The organism is Caballeronia sp. GACF4 (genome assembly GCF_023631025.1).
Lineage (GTDB): Bacteria > Pseudomonadota > Gammaproteobacteria > Burkholderiales > Burkholderiaceae > Caballeronia.
Genome location: NZ_JALQDW010000027.1, coordinates 28,155 through 46,739 on the forward strand (window position 1 = coordinate 28,155; position 18,585 = coordinate 46,739).

Annotated in this window: 14 protein-coding genes and 1 pseudogene; 11 read left to right on the plus strand and 4 right to left on the minus strand. The window is 62.1% G+C overall.

Features of this window, described 5'->3' with window-relative positions; genetic code table 11:
• Positions 1-404: 404 nt before the first annotated feature.
• Positions 405-1,955, plus strand: a complete 1,551-nt coding sequence (locus NCR40_RS26070; protein ID WP_244830239.1) for a GGDEF domain-containing protein — start codon at positions 405-407, stop codon at positions 1,953-1,955.
• 18 nt (positions 1,956-1,973) lie between these two features.
• Here the strand turns inward: NCR40_RS26070 and NCR40_RS26075 are convergent, their stop codons facing one another.
• Positions 1,974-2,693 (minus strand): GNAT family N-acetyltransferase, encoded by a 720-nt coding sequence (locus NCR40_RS26075; RefSeq protein ID WP_250494286.1) that lies wholly within the window; start codon positions 2,691-2,693, stop codon positions 1,974-1,976.
• 94 nt (positions 2,694-2,787) lie between these two features.
• Between NCR40_RS26075 and NCR40_RS26080 the strand changes: the two genes are divergently transcribed.
• The 7 genes and pseudogenes from NCR40_RS26080 (at position 2,788) to NCR40_RS26110 (ending at position 11,406) form a co-directional block, all read left to right on the plus strand.
• A complete protein-coding gene (locus tag NCR40_RS26080) occupies positions 2,788-3,747 on the plus strand; it encodes a GlxA family transcriptional regulator (RefSeq protein WP_250494287.1) in 960 nt (319 codons plus the stop codon).
• 44 nt (positions 3,748-3,791) lie between these two features.
• Positions 3,792-4,765 (plus strand): annotated as a pseudogene (locus NCR40_RS26085) (LysR family transcriptional regulator).
• A 202-nt stretch (positions 4,766-4,967) separates the two neighbouring features.
• A complete protein-coding gene (locus NCR40_RS26090) occupies positions 4,968-5,903 on the plus strand; it encodes an ABC transporter substrate-binding protein (RefSeq protein ID WP_370652268.1) in 936 nt (311 codons plus the stop codon).
• Between the two features lie 77 nt (positions 5,904-5,980).
• On the plus strand, positions 5,981-7,495 hold the full coding sequence (locus NCR40_RS26095) for a sugar ABC transporter ATP-binding protein (protein ID WP_250511130.1): 1,515 nt from the start codon (positions 5,981-5,983) through the stop codon (positions 7,493-7,495).
• A complete protein-coding gene (locus NCR40_RS26100) occupies positions 7,492-8,529 on the plus strand; it encodes an ABC transporter permease (protein WP_250511131.1) in 1,038 nt (345 codons plus the stop codon). Before NCR40_RS26095 ends, NCR40_RS26100 begins: the two co-directional genes overlap by 4 nt.
• A complete protein-coding gene (gene yjfF, locus NCR40_RS26105; RefSeq protein WP_250468155.1) occupies positions 8,526-9,614 on the plus strand; it encodes a galactofuranose ABC transporter, permease protein YjfF in 1,089 nt (362 codons plus the stop codon). Before NCR40_RS26100 ends, yjfF begins: the two co-directional genes overlap by 4 nt.
• A 49-nt stretch (positions 9,615-9,663) precedes the next feature.
• Positions 9,664-11,406 carry an IlvD/Edd family dehydratase gene (locus tag NCR40_RS26110; RefSeq protein ID WP_250494292.1) on the plus strand — a complete coding sequence of 581 codons (1,743 nt, stop codon included), beginning with the start codon at positions 9,664-9,666 and terminating at the stop codon, positions 11,404-11,406.
• Between the two features lie 19 nt (positions 11,407-11,425).
• Here NCR40_RS26110 and NCR40_RS26115 read toward each other — a convergent pair whose 3' ends face one another.
• Positions 11,426-11,620, minus strand: coding sequence for a YqaE/Pmp3 family membrane protein (locus tag NCR40_RS26115; protein ID WP_244830248.1), 195 nt, complete (start codon positions 11,618-11,620; stop codon positions 11,426-11,428).
• 123 nt (positions 11,621-11,743) lie between these two features.
• On the opposite strand from NCR40_RS26115, the gene NCR40_RS26120 reads away from it, so the two are divergent.
• From NCR40_RS26120 to NCR40_RS26130, 3 genes are all read left to right on the plus strand, one after another.
• Entirely contained in the window at positions 11,744-12,772 is a 1,029-nt protein-coding gene (locus NCR40_RS26120; RefSeq protein WP_250511132.1) for a phosphotransferase family protein, read from the plus strand.
• A gap of 2 nt (positions 12,773-12,774) precedes the next feature.
• The gene (gene eno / locus NCR40_RS26125; protein ID WP_250511133.1) at positions 12,775-14,058 is read left to right on the plus strand and encodes a phosphopyruvate hydratase; all 1,284 of its coding nucleotides are present in this window, start codon (positions 12,775-12,777) and stop codon (positions 14,056-14,058) included.
• Between the two features lie 502 nt (positions 14,059-14,560).
• Positions 14,561-15,784: a glycosyltransferase gene (locus tag NCR40_RS26130; RefSeq protein ID WP_250511134.1), complete on the plus strand. Its 1,224-nt coding sequence runs from the start codon at positions 14,561-14,563 to the stop codon at positions 15,782-15,784.
• Positions 15,785-15,800: 16 nt separating this feature from the next.
• Here NCR40_RS26130 and NCR40_RS26135 read toward each other — a convergent pair whose 3' ends face one another.
• Together NCR40_RS26135 and NCR40_RS26140 are read right to left on the minus strand one after the other, a co-directional pair.
• Positions 15,801-17,132, minus strand: coding sequence for a hypothetical protein (locus tag NCR40_RS26135; protein ID WP_250511135.1), 1,332 nt, complete (start codon positions 17,130-17,132; stop codon positions 15,801-15,803).
• 557 nt (positions 17,133-17,689) lie between these two features.
• The gene (locus tag NCR40_RS26140; RefSeq protein WP_250511136.1) at positions 17,690-18,559 is read right to left on the minus strand and encodes an ATP-grasp fold amidoligase family protein; all 870 of its coding nucleotides are present in this window, start codon (positions 18,557-18,559) and stop codon (positions 17,690-17,692) included.
• Between the last annotated feature and the right edge of the window lie 26 nt (positions 18,560-18,585).

Sequence of the window (18,585 nt, forward strand, 5' to 3'; positions counted from 1 at the left end):
CACGCCTGGTTCCTAGCTGCGGATGTTCGCTCCGCTAAGCTTGCTCGCATCGTGCCGAAGGGGGCTTTGTCAGGCGAACGGGAAAGGTCTGGACGTCGTAAGACGTACCTACTATTCATAATACTCATACGGTTGATGGTAGCACGGCTTGTTGCCGACTTAATTGCCTGTGGTTTTTTGATTGCTAGACGGCAGCGGAATGGCCGTGGCGCTTGGCTCGGGCTCCGGTAAACTCCGCGTTCATCGTTTGGCCGGCACGGGCTCAAAAGTTGCGCAATCTGGCCGTAAACCTTTATGCGAGCCGCGCGGACAGCGAGCAGAAGTCCGCTATACCGGCTCTTTAGCAACGAATAAGAAAGCGAGTCGTCGAGCGTCGCGTGGCGGGGTTCGGCAGGAGAGAATCGTTGGGACCGTGGTTCAAGAGGAGCGTCCGAGCAGAAAGCCCGGCATCGTGGGTCGACAGACACTCGGTGCTGGTTGCGCTCGGCGCGACACTGGCGAGCGTCATCGTGCTGATCGCCACCGTCGCGGTGCTGATCTCGAGCCGCGAGGAAGCCATCGCGAAGGCGCGCCGCACGTCGGCGAACGTCGCGGTGGCGCTCGCGCGCGACATGTCGAGAAACCTCGAAATCTACGATCTCTCGCTGCAGGCCGTCGTCGACGGCATGGCGGACCCGACCATATTGAAGCTGCCGCCTGAACTGCGCCGGCAGATTCTCTTCGACCGTTCGACCACCGCCGCCTATATCAGCGGCATCTATGCGCTCGACGAACGCGGCCGGATCGTGCAGGGCCGTGCGCGGCTTCTTCCGACCGTCGATCTCTCCGATCGGGATTACTTTACGGTGCATCGCGCCAATCCGAATGTCGGGCTCTTCATCTCGAAGCCGTACGCGTCGCGTCTGCGAAACGGCGCGCCATCGATTGCCCTCAGCCGGCGGATTTCCAAAGCCGATGGCAGCTTCGGCGGTGTTGCGCTCATCTCCATCAACCTCGATTACTTCCAGCAACTGGTGGATGACATCAGGCTCGGCCACGAAAGCGCGGCGACGATCGTACAGAGCGATGGCGACATCGTCGCGCGCAATCCGAAGCTGCGTCCAGGCAGCGTCAGCAGCATTCGCGGCTGGCCGATCTTCTCGAAGATGTTCGGCGTCGAGAGCGGCTCGTTCGACGCGCGCTCGCCCGTCGACAACGTCGACCGCATCATGACGTTTGCGCGCGTGCGCGGCAGCAATCTCGTGATGATGGTGGCGCTCGGAAAGGACGACGTGACCTCGGAGTGGCAGCAGCACTCGCTCATCATCGGCACGCTGGTGGTGGCCGTGGCGGGCGCGTTCACCATCGTGGTCTGGCTGCTGGTCTTCGCGGTGCGCCAGCGCGACGCGGCGCAGGCGAAGCTCGTCGAGATCGCGGACACGGACGGTCTGACCGGCGTCGCCAACCGCCGCAAGCTCGATGCGGCGCTCGACGAACTCTGGACCTCGGCGGCGCGCGAAGGTTATCCGGTCGCGCTGCTTTTCGTCGATGCCGATCGCTTCAAGGCTTACAACGACACGCACGGCCACGAAGCCGGCGACCGGGCGTTGCAGTTCATCGCCGAATGTCTCGTGAAGCATGCGAGAGGACCGCACGATCTGGTCGCGCGCTACGGCGGCGAGGAGTTTGTCGTGGCGCTCGCCGACTGCACCCGCAGCCGCGCGGAGGCGGTGGCGGAGGCCATGCGTATCGACGTGGCCAATTCGAACGGCGCGCGACTTCGCCAGCAATTTCCTCCGACGACCGTGAGCATCGGCGTGGTGGTGGCTCGACCCGATAGCGGCTCGACTATCGACGACGCCATGCGCCGCGCCGACGAAGCCTTGTATGTGTCGAAGAGCGGCGGACGCAATCGCGTGACGCTCGCGGCTGTGTCCGAGAAGCGGCGCGGCGAACCGGTCGGCACCGCGCCTTGATGCCTGACGCCTGATGCTTCAAATCAATTCGCGCGAGGCCGCATGCTCGACTCGCGCGAGATGAAACGCGCGCCGCAACTCGAAGCCGAGACGTTCATATAGACCGATAGCCGCGAGATTGTCGCTGAACACGTGCAAGAACGGTGTCTCCGCGCGCGCCTCGATCTCTCGTTGCAGGATCTGCATGAGCCGCCCGGCAAGGCCTCTGCCGCGATGCGTTTCATCGACACATACGGCGCTGATCTCGACGTAACCATCCAGATGCAGGCGTTCACCGGCCATTGCAATGAGCCGCCCGTTGTCTCGCACGCCGATGTAATTGCCCGTCTCGCGGGTCCGTACGGAGAACGGCCCGGGCCGCGTTCTTCCGGCAAGATCCAGCATGTCGTCGTTATCTGCCTGGGTGAGTCGGATCACATCCAGCTTTTCGACGCTTGCGGCTTTGGGCGCTTTGCGAGTGTTCGCGACCATCTGATGAAGGATGCCGACACGCGTTATCTGCAAGGCATCGTATGACGGCAAGGGCTGCGTGGAGAGCAAGGCTACTTGCTGCCCAGGCTGCAGAAGGCGGTGAAGGGCGTCATACGCATCCGGCGTTGCGGTTGCCAGCGCGGCGAACGGCGCGACGTCGGGATGATATCGACGAACGAGCGTGTCGCCGAGCGCGAGGTGTGCGTGTCGGGTCGTCAGCGCCTCCCAGATAGGGCGGTCGAGGTCGGCAGGTTTCGGATGGCTCATGGGCGCTCCAATGGCGTGTGATTGCTGTGCAGTCTAGACGGCCCGGGCGCACGGGGCTATAGTCGCAAATGACATTATTAGCACTATTTGCGACATGAGACTGGCAATCCTCGCGCTCGACGGCCTGTTCGACACCGGACTGACCGTGTTTCTCGATACCTTTTCGATGGCCAATGAAGTGGCCGCCGCGCAAGGGTTCGAGGCCGCGCCGTTCGAGGTGAGGCTCATCGGCATGCGCAGACGTATTCGCACCGCGCATGGCTTGTCGACTTCGGTCGAATTGGCGAGCAGCGCGCCGTCGCCGGACTGGATCGTCGTGCCCGCGCTGAACGTGAGGCAGCCGGAGCGGCTTGCCGAGGCGCTCGAGCGTCGCGACACGCGCGAGGCGATCGCTTATCTGCAAGCGCGGCACACGGCGGGCGCGGGCGTAGCGGCGGCGTGCATCGGCACGTTCATATTGGCCGAAGCCGGTTTGCTCGATCATCGCAAGGCCACGACCACATGGTCGCTTGCACCGTTTTTCCGACAGCGCTATCCGGCCGTCATGCTCGACGATTCGCGCATGGTCGTCGCATCGCAAGGCGTCGTCACGGCGGGCTCCGCAATGGGTCATCTCGATCTCGCGCTATGGTTGCTGCGTCAGGCGAGTCCCGAACTGGCGACGCGTGTCGCTCGCATGATGCTCATCGACAAGCGTGCGTCGCAGGCGGAATACATCATCCCCGATCATCTCGCGCATGCCGACCCTTTAGTCGCGCGTTTCGAGCGATGGGCGCGCGACAATCTCGCGGCGGGCTTTTCGCTTCAGGCGGCGGCGAGTGCCTTGTCGGTCGGGCCGCGCACGTTGCAGCGCCGTACCGAGTCGGTGCTCGGCAAGTCGCCGCTGGCGTTCTTTCAGGATTTGCGCATAGAACGCGCGCAGCACCTCGTCGCTATCGGCTACGACATCGAGAAGATTGCAAGCGAAGTCGGCTATGCCGATACGGCGACCTTGCGCACCTTGCTGCGCCGCAGGCTCGGCCGTGGCGTGCGCGAGTTGCGCGCCGGGCGATAACGCCAGGCATCGGGCGACCACGAACATAAAACCGGGAGACGGCATTGACACAGGGACACTCGAACTGGTTCGTGCGCGCGCGGCTCAAGACGCGCCAGCTCTTGTTGCTCGCCGCGATGGAGGAAGAGGGCAACGTGCGCCGTGCCGCCGATGTCCTCGGCATGACGCAGCCAGCGGCATCGCGGCTTCTGAAGGAACTCGAAGATGTGCTGGACGTGCGTCTCTTCGATCGCACGCCGCACGGCATGCAGGCGACGCTCTACGGCGAAGTGATGATCCGTCATGCGCGCATGGTGCTGTCGAATCTCAACAAGGCGCAAGACGAGATTGCCGCCTTGCGCGCCGGTCTGGTGGGCGAAGTGCGCGTCGGCGTGATCGCGGCGGCGGCGGCCAGAATGGTTCCGCTCGCCATCGGACGCGTGAAGGCGCAGTATCCGCAACTGCAATCTGGCTGCAGGTGGAGACTTCCGATGTCATGCTGCCGCTTCTCACGCAGGGGCAACTCGATGTGATGATCGGCCGCGTGCTCCAGCAGCACGTGCAACTGAAGCCCGCCGTGCAATACGCGCCCATCGCCGATGAACCGCTGTGCGTGGTGGTGCGCCCCGGGCATCCGCTCGAACAGATTGCGGGGCTCACCATGAGCGGTATCGCCGACGCCGAATGGGTGCTGCATCCGCCGGGGAGTGTCTTGCGGCATCGTATCGACATGGCGTTCGCGGAGCTTGGGCTGAACCCGCCGCGGAATGTGGTCAACACCAACAACTTTCTGGCGATCTCGAGCCTTCTGTTGCAGAGCGACATGCTCGCCGTCATGCCCGATGAAGTGGCGCGGCAATACGAGCGCTTCGGCACGCTCAAGCGTCTTGCAATCGACCTGCCTTGCCGCATGGATGCATTCGGCATCATCACGCGGCAAGCGCATGCGCTCTCGCCCGCGGCGACCGTGGTGCTGCATGCGCTTCACGACGCCGCCGCCGAAGTATACGGCGTATCCGCCGATGCCCTGAGCGCCTGACCGGGTTAGCCCGAATCGCGTTTTCCACTATATCAACATTGGTATCGGGATCGCTGAATAAGTGATTGGACCATCATGGGAGTGAGGGCTAACCTTGCCCGGGGCTCAGCCTGAGCCTTCGACCCCGGACTTCGAGCCGCGGCGCACATGATCCAATCAGGAGACAGCCATGAAACAGACCCGACGCGCGGTGCTCGGCGCAATGCTTGGTTCGGTGCTGGTACTCGCCGCGAGTGTGAATGCACACGCCGACGACAAGAAGATCACGCTCGGCTTCGCACAGGTCGGCGCGGAGAGCGCCTGGCGCACGGCCAATACGGTCTCGGTCAAGTCCGCCGCGAAAGACGCGGGCATCAACCTCAAATTCTCCGACGCCCAGCAGAAGCAGGAAAATCAGATCAAGGCCATACGCTCCTACATTGCGCAGAAGGTCGATGTGATCGCGTTCTCGCCGGTCGTCGAGTCGGGCTGGGAGCCGATTCTCATCGAAGCGAAAAACGCCAAGATTCCCGTGATCCTGACCGACCGCAACATCGACGTGAAAGACAAGTCGCTCTATGTGACGATGATCGGCTCGGACTTCCTCGAAGAAGGCCGGCGCGGCGGCAAGTGGCTGGAAGAACGCTACAAGAACGAGAAGGGGCCGATCAATATCGTCGAGTTGCAGGGCACGGTGGGATCGGCGCCGGCGAACGACCGGCGTGCGGGTCTGCTCGAAGTCATCAAGAACGATCCCAAGTTCAAGGTGATCGCCTCGCAAAGCGGCGACTTCACGCTCGCTGGCGGCAAGCAGGTCATGGAAGCCTTCGCGAAGACCTACGGCAAGCAGATCAACGTGGTCTACGCGCATAACGACGACATGGCGCTCGGCGCCATTCAGGCAATGGAGGAGGCGGGCATGAAGCCGGGCAAGGACATCACGGTCGTCTCGTTCGATGCAACCAAGGGCGGTTTCGACGCCATGGTCGCGGGCAAGATCAACGTGGACGTGGAATGCAGTCCGCTGCTCGGCCCGCAGTTGATGACCGCGGTGAAGGATGTGGTCGCGGGCAAGGAACTGCCCAAGCGTATCGTGACCGAAGAGACCATTTTCCCGATGAGCGTTGCCGCTGCCACGCTGCCGCAGCGCAAATACTGAAGCTCGGGCGCCATCGCACGTCCATCGCGCCATCATGTGAGCGCGATGGACGACTCATTCCCTTTCCGGCGATATCCATGACCGACACACCCGTGCTCGAAACCATCGGTTTGTCCAAGTCGTTCCCCGGCGTGCGCGCACTGCACAACGTCGATTTTCGTTTGTTTCCGGGCGAGATTCATACGTTGATGGGGCAGAACGGCGCCGGCAAATCGACGCTCATCAATGTGCTGACGGGCGTCCACGAGCACGATGCAGGCGAGATCCGGCTCGGTGGCAGTCCCGTGAATTTCGCCGCGCCCATGGAAGCGGAAGCCGCCGGAATTCGCACGCTCTATCAGGAAGTGAACCTGTGTCCGAATCTCTCGGTGGCGGAGAACGTTTTCGCGGGCAGACAGTTGAAGCGGCATGGCGCGATCGACTGGAAGAGCATTCACATGCGGGCGCAAAAGGCGCTCGCGGACCTTAACGTTTCGGTGGACGTCACGAAATCGCTCGATACGTATCCCATCGCCGTGCAGCAGATGGTGGCGATTGCGCGTGCCTTGTCGGTCGATGCGCGCGTCCTGATCCTCGATGAACCGACCTCCAGTCTCGACGACGGCGAAGTCACGCGCCTCTTCGACGTGTTGCGCAAGCTCCGCCATTCAGGTCTCGCGATTCTCTTCGTGACGCACTTTCTGGAACAGACCTATGCGGTATCGGATCGCATCACGGTCATGCGCAATGGCGAGCGCGAAGGCGAATATCTCGCGAAAGATCTTCCGGTCGAACTGCTCGTGTCGAAGATGGTGGGCCACGAACGCATGACCGAGCGCCTGAAGCGCGCGGCTTCCGAGCCGCCCGCGCAACGAGGCGCGGCTGCGCCGTTTCTCGAAATGCGCGGCGTGGGCCGTCGCGGCTTGATGAATCCCGTGGATCTCGACGTGCAGCCGGGTCAGATACTCGGGCTCGCGGGCTTGCTCGGTTCGGGGCGCACGGAAACCGCGCGGCTTCTCTTCGGCGCGGAGCGTTCCGATGCAGGCGCGACGAAGGTGTCCGGCAAACCGGTCAAGCTGCATTCGCCGCGCGATGCGGTGCGTCAGGGCATCGGCTATTGCCCGGAGGATCGCAAGAAGGAAGGCATTGTCGCGGACCTGTCGATTCGCGAGAACATCACTCTGGCGCTTCAGGCGCGGCTCGGGCTTTGGCGCTGCATTCGGAAGGCGAAGCAACGCGAGATCGCCGACGACTATATCGAGCAGCTAGGCATCAAGGCGCGCGATGCCGAGCAGCCTATCGGTCTGCTCTCTGGCGGCAATCAGCAAAAGGTGCTGCTCGCGCGCTGGCTTGCAACGGAGCCGCGCATGCTGATTCTCGATGAACCGACGCGCGGCATAGACGTGGCCGCGAAGTTCGAGATCATGGACCGCGTGCTCGCGCTCTGCGCGAAAGGGCTCGGCATTCTCTTCATCTCGTCCGAAGTGAGCGAGGTCGTGCGCGTGAGTCACCGGATTGCGGTGTTGCGCGACCGGCGCAAGGTCGCCGAGGTCGCGGGACATACGACCTCGGAAGACGAGGTGTATCGGCTGATCGCGGGAGGATCGCAATGAACCGTATCAAAGGTGTCTTGCAGCATCCGCTCGTGTGGCCCTGCGTGACGCTCGTCGCGCTGTGTCTGCTCGATCTGGCGCATAACCCGCGGTTCCTGTCGATTGCCATGCTCGATGGCCACCTGTTCGGCGCGCCCGTCGATATCCTGAATCGCGCGGCGCCGCTCGTGCTCGTCGCGCTCGGCATGACGCTCGTGATAGCGACGCGCGGCATCGATATCTCGGTGGGCGCGATCGTCGCGATTGCCGGCGCGACGGCCGCCACGATCCTCGCCGACGATCCTTCCCGCGTGACGCTTGCCATCGCGGCGGCGCTCGCGGCCGGCGTTCTCTCGGGCATGTGGAACGGCTTGCTGGTGGCGTTCATCGGCATGCAGCCGATCATCGCGACGCTCATCCTGATGGTTGCGGGACGCGGCGTCGCGCAGTTGCTGACGGGCGGCCAGATCATCCCGATCGGCGCGCAGGCTTATTTGATGGTCGGCGGCGGCTATCTGGCGGGCGTCCCGTGTTCCGTGTGGATCGCGGCGGGCGCGCTCATCCTCACGGCGCTTCTCGTCGATCGCACCGCGCTCGGGCTTTTCATTCGGGCTATCGGCGTGAATCCGGTTGCAACCCGGCTCGTCGGCTTGCGCTCGAACGTGATCGTGTTCGGCGTGTATGCATTCTCCGGATTGACGGCGTCCATGGCGGGCATTCTCGCCAGTTCGAACGTGCGCAGCGCCGACGGCAACAACGCCGGTCTCCTGCTCGAACTCGACGCGATTCTCGCCGTCACGCTCGGCGGCACTTCGCTGCTCGGCGGGCGCTTCAGTCTTGCAGGCACGGTGCTCGGCGCGCTCATCATCCAGACGCTCACCTACACGACTTATTCCATCGGCGTGCCGCCCGAAGCGACGCTCGTGGTGAAGGCAGCGGTGGTGCTCGTCGTCAGCGTGATTCAGTCGTCCACCGCGCGCGCCGTGCTGATGCGGCAGTTGCGACGCGTCTTTCCGTCCGCTTCGAAACAGCCGCTCGCGGAGGCATCCCGATGAAAAGTTTCTTCGACCGTCTGACGGACCCGCGCATCTTGCCTATCGTCGTCACCGTCGTTCTGTTCGCGGCTCTGTTCGGCTTCGGCTCGGTGATGTACACCGGCTTCTTCTCGCTGCAAGTGCTGCTCGGCTTGCTGATCGACAACGCGTTCTTGCTGATCGTCGCCATTGGCATGACGTTCGTGATCGTGTCGGGCGGCATCGACTTGTCGGTCGGCTCGGTCGTCGCTTTGACGACGATCCTGTGCGCCGTGTTCGCCGAACGTCTGCACTGGCCGGTGTGGATCATCGTGCCGCTCGTGCTGGCCTTCGGCGCCTGCTATGGCGCGGCGATGGGCGCGCTCATCCACTTCTTCAGGCTGCAACCGTTCATCGTCACGCTGGCCGGGATGTTCCTCGCGCGCGGCGCCTGCTTTCTCATCACGACGCAATCCATCACCATCACCGATTCCACGTTCCGCGCGCTGTCCGCCTTTCATGTGGATGTCGGCGGCGCGTCGCTCACGACGGGCGCGCTGATCGCCATCGTCACGCTGATCGTGGCGATCTTCGTCGCCCACTTCACGCGCTTCGGACGCAACGTGTATGCGGTCGGCGGCAACGAACGCTCGGCGCTGCTGATGGGCTTGCCCGTCGCGCGCACCAAGGTCGGCGTCTATGCGCTCTCGGGTTTCTGCTCGGCGCTCGGCGGCGTGGTGTTCACGCTATACGTGCTCTCGGGCTACGGATTGCAAGGGCAGGGCATGGAACTCGACGCCATCGCCGCGACGGTGATCGGCGGAACCTTGCTCACGGGCGGCGTGGGCTATGTGATCGGTTCGGTGTTCGGCGTCGGCATTCTCGGCACCATCCAGACCTTGATTACCTTCGACGGCACGCTCAGTTCATGGTGGACGCGCATCGTGATCGGCGCGCTTCTGTGCGCGTTCTGTCTGCTGCAGCGAGTCATCGAACGTCATGCCGCGCGCCGTAAATCGAATGGGACGAAGCTCGGCGAAGGCATCGGATCGAAAGAGCCGCGCACGCCTTTGCCGCCCGATGCCGCGAGCAAAGCCGAGCCGCTCGCGATGGTCCCCAGAACCTGAAGCACGCACATAAGCACGCACACCCTGCCACCCTCGTCGAGAATCCGTCATGCCCAATGAAAAACGCCTGCTCCGTTCCGCTCAATGGTTCGGAACCCAGGACAAGAATGGCTTCATGTATCGAAGCTGGATGAAGAATCAGGGCATTCCGGACCACGAGTTTCAGGGCAAGCCGATTATTGGCATCTGCAATACGTGGTCGGAACTCACGCCTTGCAACGCGCATTTCAGGAAGATCGCGGAGCACGTGAAGCGCGGCGTCTTCGAGGCGGGCGGCTTTCCGGTGGAGTTTCCGGTGTTTTCCAACGGCGAATCGAATCTGCGGCCTACAGCCATGTTGACGCGCAATCTCGCCAGCATGGACGTAGAGGAATCCATTCGCGGCAATCCCGTCGATGCCGTCGTGCTGCTGGTCGGCTGCGACAAGACCACGCCCGCCTTGCTGATGGGCGCGGCGAGTTGCGACGTGCCCGCGATCGCGGTCAGCGGCGGCCCGATGCTCAACGGCAAGCATCAGGGTCGCGATATCGGTTCGGGCACCGTCGTGTGGCAACTGAGCGAGCAGGTGAAGGCGGGCAAGATCACGCTGCATGAATTCATGTCGGCGGAAGCGGGCATGTCGCGTTCGGCTGGAACCTGCAACACCATGGGGACGGCATCCACCATGGCGTGCATGGCCGAAGCGCTCGGCGTGACCTTGCCGCACAACGCGGCAATTCCCGCGGTGGATGCCAGGCGCTACGTGCTCGCGCACATGTCGGGCATGCGGATCGTGGAGATGGCGCTCGACGACTTGCGGCTCTCGAAACTCCTCACGCGGCAGGCGTTCGAAAACGCGATTCGCGTCAACGCGGCCATTGGCGGATCGACGAATGCGACCATCCATCTGAAGGCGATTGCCGGCCGTATCGGCGTGGACCTGGAACTCGACGACTGGACGCGCATCGGCCGCGGCACGCCGACGCTCGTCGACTTGCAACCGTCCGGACGCTTTCTGATGGAAGAGTTTTACTACGCGGGCGGTTTGCCCGGCGTGATCCGGCGTCTGGGCGAAGCGGGCTTGCTGCCGTATCCCGACGCGCTGACGGCCAACGGCCGCTCACTCTGGGACAACACGAAAGACGCGCCCATCCACGACGCCGAGGTGATTCGTCCACTCGACCGCCCGCTCGTGGAAGACGGCGCGCTGTGCATTTTGCGAGGCAATCTCGCGCCGAACGGCGCGGTGCTCAAGCCGTCCGCCGCGACGCCGGCGTTGCTCAAGCATCGCGGCCGGGCGGTCGTGTTCGAGAACTTCGACGATTACAAGGCGAGGATCGGCGATCCCGAATTGAACGTCACCGCCGATTCGATCCTGGTCATGAAGAACTGCGGCCCGAAGGGTTATCCGGGCATGGCCGAAGTCGGCAACATGGGCTTGCCGCCGAAGCTGTTGGCGCAGGGCGTGACCGACATGGTGCGCATCTCCGACGCCCGCATGAGCGGCACGGCTTACGGCACGGTGGTGCTGCATGTAGCGCCCGAAGCGCGCGCCGGTGGTCCGCTCGCGGTGGTGGAAGAAGGCGACTGGATCGAGATGGACTGCTTCGCGGGGCGCCTGCATTTGGACATCAGCGACGAGACGCTGAGGACGCGTCTCGCCCGCTGGGCGGAAGAACCGCGCAAAGCGGGCGAGAACACGAGCGGCTACGGCAAGCTGTACATCGATCACGTTTTGCAAGCCGATCAGGGCTGCGACTTCGACTTTCTCGTGGGATGCCGTGGCGCCGATGTTCCGCGCCATTCCCATTGACGCCCGCGCGTTCTGCCTGTCAGCCGCGCGCTCCGAAGGCGCGCTGGATTTTTTTCTCGGTGTTGTACTGGCTGAGCGCATAGACCGACCAGATCGCGGCGGGAATCCAGCCAATCAACGTGATCTGAAGAAGCAGGCAAATGATGCCGGCAATCGGTCGGCCGATCGTGAAGAACTGCAGCCACGGAAGGATGAGTGCGAGCAAGAGACGCATATGCGGTCCTCGGATGTGATGGTCTGGTGACTTTACCATCCGCGTTGCACCTGCTTGCGCGATCCCATAACATGAGGCCGGGACCTACTTTGCCGAACTCGCCAAACGCCCGGCCGACATTCGATGACCGAAGCCACCGACCTCGCGCACCTTGTTGACGCGTTGCGCCAGCATCGCCTGCTCGATGCCGACGAAGAACCGCGCTTCACGCGCCTGACGGGTGGCGTGTCTTCGGATATCTGGCGCGTCGATGCGCGCCGCGCCACGTTCTGCATCAAGCGCGCGCTCGGCAAGCTCAAGGTCGCGGCGGACTGGCATGCGCCCGTCAGCCGCAATGCCGCCGAAGCCGCGTGGCTGCGCTGTGTCGCGACCTGGCTGCCGCACGCGGTGCCTGCGCTTCTGTTCGAAGATGCGCCGCTCGGCTGCTTCGCGATGGCGTATCTTCCGGCGGAATATAACCCCGTCTGGAAGGCGAAGCTGCTGAAAGGCGAGATCGACGACACCTTCGCCGCGCAAGTCGGTTTCCTTCTTGCGCAGATTCATGAGCGAAGCGCGGGTTCGGCTGCGCTCGCGGCGCAGTTCGCGAATCACGATACCTTCGAGTCCATCCGCATCGAGCCTTATCTGCGGGCGACAGCCGCGCGTCATCCCGACCTGGCGAACACACTCGGCGATCTGGCGGATTCGGTTTCGGCTGCGCGCATCGCGCTGGTTCATGGCGACGTGAGCCCGAAGAACATCCTGTGCGGTGCCGACGGCCCCGTCTTTCTCGATGCCGAATGCGCAACCTACGGCGATCCGGCCTTCGACCTCGCGTTCTGCCTGAATCACCTCGTCCTGAAGAGCTTTCTCAATCCGCATTGGCGTGAACGCTATGCCGGAAGCTTCGACGCACTGAGCGGTCGATATCTGGCGGCCGTCGATTGGGAACCAGCGGAACGGATAGATCTGCGTTGCGCGCGGCTCTTGCCGGCGTTGTTGCTCGCGCGGGTCGATGGCAAATCGCCCGTCGAGTATCTGCAAGATCCAGCCGACATACAGGCGGTGCGCGAACTTGCGCGCGGCCTTCTCATCGAACCGGTCGATTCCCTTGCGCAATGGCGAAAGCGCTGGAACGAGGCGGCATCCATCGATAAACCCGCGGGAGTCTGAATATGAGCAGCGCGATTACATCCGTCCACGGCCGCCGCATTTGGGATTCGCGCGGACGTCCGACCGTGGAAGTGGAAGTGACGCTGGCAAGCGGCGCCAAAGGACGCGGCATGGCCCCGGCGGGCGCTTCTCGCGGGCGTTTCGAGGCGGTGGATCGGCGCGACGGGGCGGCCGCGCTGGGCGGCTTCGGCGTGAGCGATGCGTTACGCGGTATCGACGATGAAATCGCGGCGGCGCTGATCGGCATGGATGCGCTCGGGCAGACGCAAATCGATGCGCGTCTGATCGAACTCGATGGCACCGAGGACAAATCGCGGCTTGGCGGCAATGCGTTGATCGCGACGTCGCTTGCGGTTCTGCATGCCGCGGCGGCCGACCGTCGGCAGCCGCTGTGGGCTTATGTCGCCAACGGCCGAACCGTCAGCATTCCGATCCCGGAAATCCAGATCTTCGGCGGCGGCGCGCACGCTGGCCGGCGTATCGACATTCAGGACCTGATGGTCATGGCGCCATCCGCGAAAAGTTTGGACGAAGCGCTGGAGATGACCGCCGAGGTCTATCTGGCTGCGGGCAGGATCATGGCGAAGCGTGGTCATCTTGCCGGTGTCGCCGACGAAGGCGGGCACTGGCCCGTGTTCGAGAGCAACGAAGCGGCGCTGGATACGCTCGTCGCGGCTATCGAAGAAGCGGGGTTCGTTCCGGGCGAGCAAGTCGCCATTTCGCTCGATATCGCCGCATCCGAATTCGGCTCGGGCGGGCGTTACAAGCTCGGCCTGGAGCGCCGCGAGCTCGACAGCGACGCCATGTGCGAACTGATGCTCCGATGGTGCGACCGTTACCCGATCGTGTCGATGGAAGACCCGTTGAGCGAGGACGATGCGGCCGGCTTGCGCCGATTCACGGCAGCGGTGGGAGAACGCGTGCAGGTGATCGGCGACGATTACCTCGTGACGAACGCGGCGCGCATCGCAAAGGCCGCCGAGCAACGCGATGTCAACGCTGTCCTCATCAAGTTGAATCAGGCGGGTACGGTGACGGAGACGCATGCGGCGCTGGAAGCGGGAAAGAACGCGGGGTTTGGCACGATCGTATCGGCGCGCTCGGGTGAGACGGAGGATACGACCATCGTGCATCTTGCCGTTGGCTGGAATGCGGGCCAGCTCAAGGTCGGCTCGTTCTCGCGCTCGGAACGCATGGCCAAGTGGAACGAGGCGATTCGCGTGGAAGAAGCGCTTGGCGACGCGGCACAGTTTGCGGGTATGTCGATGCTCGGGCGCAGGCGATAGGATCGCGTCCGTTAAGAGGCCGAAGCGACCGTCCCGGTGCCTCTTTACAATATCCAGACGAATAGTGAGCACTTATTCCACGAAAAATACATAACGTGTGGAATTTAAACAGTGGCTGCTTCGTTCATTCCTTAAGCGATCGCGAGCGTTGGCGTGTGCGCGAGTATGTTGCGTTCGACGGTCTGGCAAATTGCTTGCTCATGTTGTCGGCCCTAAGGCGTGACTCACGCCTTTGTTCAACATGGTCTGGAACTTGCCGCGATGAAAGCATGATCCATCGGTGTGCGTAATTGCGCATCGACGCGCAAAGATAAAGGCACCGATGAACGAAGCGCCAGCGGCAAAGCAACAATGCGTGGCATTTTGGACTATGCTGGCCTGAGCACTATCGAACGATGGGCAGGTGTGGACAACAAGGCATGGCAAGCGTGCACACCATTTGATTCGTCCCCCTTACTAGCGTACCCGCAACATGAATAATGATGCGGAAGCGGAGAGGCGCATGAAAATCGCGTTTGTTGTCGACAGCTATCCTGTTGCATCGGAAACCTTCGTGGTCCGTCAGATCGCGGGATTCGCGGAACGAGGACATCATGTGGTCGTCCTTGCCGCGCGCTATGACGAAGGCGCCGACGATCCGCTCAAAGGCCAGATCGAATTACGCATATTTCGTCGCAAACAGGGCACGGCGGCACGCATTGCGCATCTGGCGCGCTTCGGACTGAGCTCACTGTCAACGCCGGAAGGACGCAAACGCATCGGCGTGGCCTGGCGCGCGGCGACATCCGGTTGCCGCTCGACGCTGTTCGACCTCTCGGGCGGCGGAGCGATGTCGCACGAAAGTTTCGATGCGGTGATCGCACATTTCGGTCCCCTCGGCGTGCGCGCCATGTATCTGCGCGATGCGGGCTACTTTGAAGGCCCTATCTCCACCGTCTTTCATGGCTTCGACATGAGCGACGAAGCGCTCGTCAAGCGTTATCTGCCGCACTACAAGCAGCTCTTCGGAAGGGGGTCGCTGTCGCTCCCGGTCAGCGAATTCTGGCGGATGCGCCTGATCGACTGGGGCGCGCCTGCATCGCGGACGCTCGTGCATCACGTGGGAGTGGATGTCGAGCAACTGCCGCTTGCCACCGACAAGCAGAAGCCCGGACGCCCGCTCAAAGTGCTGAGCGTGGGAAGATTCGTCGAGAAAAAAGGCCTTGAATATGCGATTGCCGGCGTTCGCGATTGCAGCCTGCCCGTGGAATACAACGTGATCGGCTACGGCCCACTTGAGGCCGACTTGCGCGCGATGGCCGCGAATAACCGCAATCCGGTCAACTTTCTCGGCGCGCGCGCACAGGACGAAGTGTTCGCGGAACTAAAGCGCACCGACGTGTTTCTGCTGCCGTCCGTGACGGCCGCCAACGGCGACATGGAAGGCATTCCGGTGTCGATCATGGAAGCAATGGCTACCGGCGCGATCGTCGTCGCGACGCGTCATAGCGGCATTCCCGAGCTCGTGGTGGATGGCGAGACCGGCGTGCTCGTCGACGAGCGTTCGGGGCCGAGCATTTCCGCCGCGCTCGAAAAAATCGCCAAAGGACAGATCGACACCGACAAGATGCGCGCGACCGCGCGGCACACTATCGAAACGAACTTCAACAACCGCACGTTGCACGCGGAACTGGAGGCCATTCTGGTCGAGGCGTGTGCGGGCGAAGCGCGCGAGATCGCAACGTGATGCGGTTTGCGCGGCATCAGGAATCCGCATGCGAGCGGACGAAATTCACGAAGCTCAGATACGTCGGCAAGATCGGCACGCTGTTGTGCATGATGCCGAAGGTGTGGTCGCCGCTGTCGAGCACGTAATACATGGTGGATTGAATGTTGTGCGTCTTGCGGGCGTCGTAGAACGATTGCAATCGGGACTGCACGAACGCGCTCCGGTAGTCGTCGCTTTGTTCGGGATTGGCATTCCACTCGGTAATCATGAAGGGAACGCCGTAACGCGCCTTGCAGTATTGCGGCAGGTCGAAGTGCGGGCCCGCGCCATCCGAACCGATATCGAACAAATCGCCATAGACCTCGTAGTTATGCCATGTCGTCATGTCCCAGCGGACTACCGGATGACCGCTCGTGCCGTCCGGCTGATTGCCTTCCCATAACGCGTCCGACGCACCGATATCCGCCACGCAGAAGTTGATGCCGCACATGGCGTCGGGCTGCGCGGCCTTCACGCCGTCGATCAATCCGCGCATGACGCCGCGCATGACCGGCCAGTTATCGTTGTTGAAGTCGGCGACATCCGTTCCGGCGCGATTCGAGTCGATTACAGTCTGAGCTCGGCGCGTGAGTTCGTTGCCGCATTCGTACATCGTCACGCCGTACGGCTTCAGCGTGCTCGCGACCGTCACGCCTGTGCTGTAGGCCTTGGCGTATGCCGCGGCCTCGCTCCCGAACAGGTTACCCCAGTCATCCGTCAAACCTTGTTGAATCAGACAGAACAGTTCGATGCCCGTTCCGTTCATGGCCCTCGCCATCCTTGCGACAGGTCTGAGTTCAGCCGACGTCTCATTGCACCCGAGCCGATAGATACTGCAACCCATGCCATTCAAAATAGCGATGGTTTGCGCGGGCGTGTAGAGATAATCGTAATGACCGTTCATGCCGAAGAACATGCCGGATTGCGCTGCGAGTGGTGTGCGCGGGTCGCGGCAAAGTAGCCAGTCATTCGACCACACATAGAATTGCCCGCTCGTGTTTCTCTGATAGATCTTGCCGCCCGACCAGAGAAGCATCAAAACGTTGGCAATGGATATTGCCGTGTCGTTCTGAAATACGACGCCGTTATTCACCGTCCAGACGGAGCCGCGTTTGTCCACGATCGCGGTTGCGTCAGGAATGGTCGTGCCATCCGGCGATGGGCCTTGCGACTCCGCTCTTGCAGTGGGATTCAGTTGTCTGGACCGCCCGGAAGCGCTCGATGTCGAGTTCGGTACGTCGCTTTCGCTTCCGCCTCCGCAGGCGGCCAATGTATAGGTTCCGGACAACGCGCCCAGGCTAGCTAAAAATCTACGTCGATCAATCATCGAATATGCTAATCCGCCTTCTCGCGGAAAACTCCAATTACTCTGCGATAAAATCGCCATTCTTTAGACATAGTAGGAATGCGAACTAATAAATCGAAGGCGAAAGGATGCCTGCGCTGCCTTGACCAGAGGCGCGGTCGAGAGCCCTCGAGACCTGCGTTAAGCGATGACTGCGTTGACGCCAGGGACTACGCGGAACACTTCGAGTCTGAACGAATTCGGCCGGGATTTGCAGGTCGCTTCTCGAACTACAGAGTTGCGCAAACGCTTTTCCTTAACGGCGCTTTGTGAGGCGGCAATATGAAAAAACGTGAATGCGTCGTAAAGACAATGCAAAGAGCGTGATCGAAATCTTGAACCATCGATAACGCACGAACGCTTCGGGTTAGCGAAGGCTTGCGAAATGCAACGCAACCGCAGACGCGACGTTGTTCAAGAGAAAGAGCCTTAGGGAAACGATGTGACGTGACGTGAACCGATGGCTCAGTGTGTTCACGTCACGCCTGAGTGACCAATGCGGGTGGTGTCAGCGTTTCGACAACCGTACACACGCCGATTCACCCGATCGTCCGCGTCGACATTTTCGGCGTAGATAAGAGAGGCGCTGCCTGCAACATTTGCCCCCACTGATAATCCACGCTGTCCGGGAAGAGGGGATATAGTCCACCGCCCGGCGTGAAGGTCATTTCGCCGAAGAAGATCTTGCAGTCGGGTGCATAAAGATCCACGCGCACATAGTCGAAGGATGCCGACAACGCTTTCGCCTTGGCGAGGATCGCGTCGAGGTTGGCCGGGCGCTCGCAAGGCGTCGCACTACGCGGATAGTGTCCGATCCTGATGTCGAGGTGGTTCCACGATTCATCGAAGAAATCTCCGCGCGGATGGCCCGTATAGCGATCGGAGATCAGCAGGACAAACAGCTTGGAAGGTCCTTCTTCGGGATTAAAGCAGTGGATCTTGAAGTCGGCGGGAATGTTGCCTTGTTCATCGAGAAGCAGGGCTTCGAAAAGCAGCCGTGGTTGAATCGCGCGGTAATGCCGCTCGCGCCCGGTTCTGGAAAAGTCGGTTGCAAGCCACCGGTCGGCAAGCGTCCTCAGTTCCTGATAACTCGTTTCCGCTTTGTCGCGGACGATCTTGACGAAGCCGCTGCCGTGATTGGCCTTCATGACGAAGGAGTCGGGCAACGCCTCGAAATCCTCTTCGGTGAAGAGCTCGGACGCCTTGAGCAGCGGAATCAGATGTTCTTCGCCGATCACGCGCCTGACGAAGTCACGCACAATGAGCTTGTCGGCCAGATCGGTAAAGCGCGCGTCCGGGTTCAGACTGCGCCGGAGCATTTTCTCGTTGAAGGTTTCGGGATTTGCAAGACTCGGGAATCGCCCGATCTTCCTGCGATGCTGCAGACGGAGGAAGAGTTCGTCGGGCATCCAATTTTTGAAGGCGTTCGCGATCA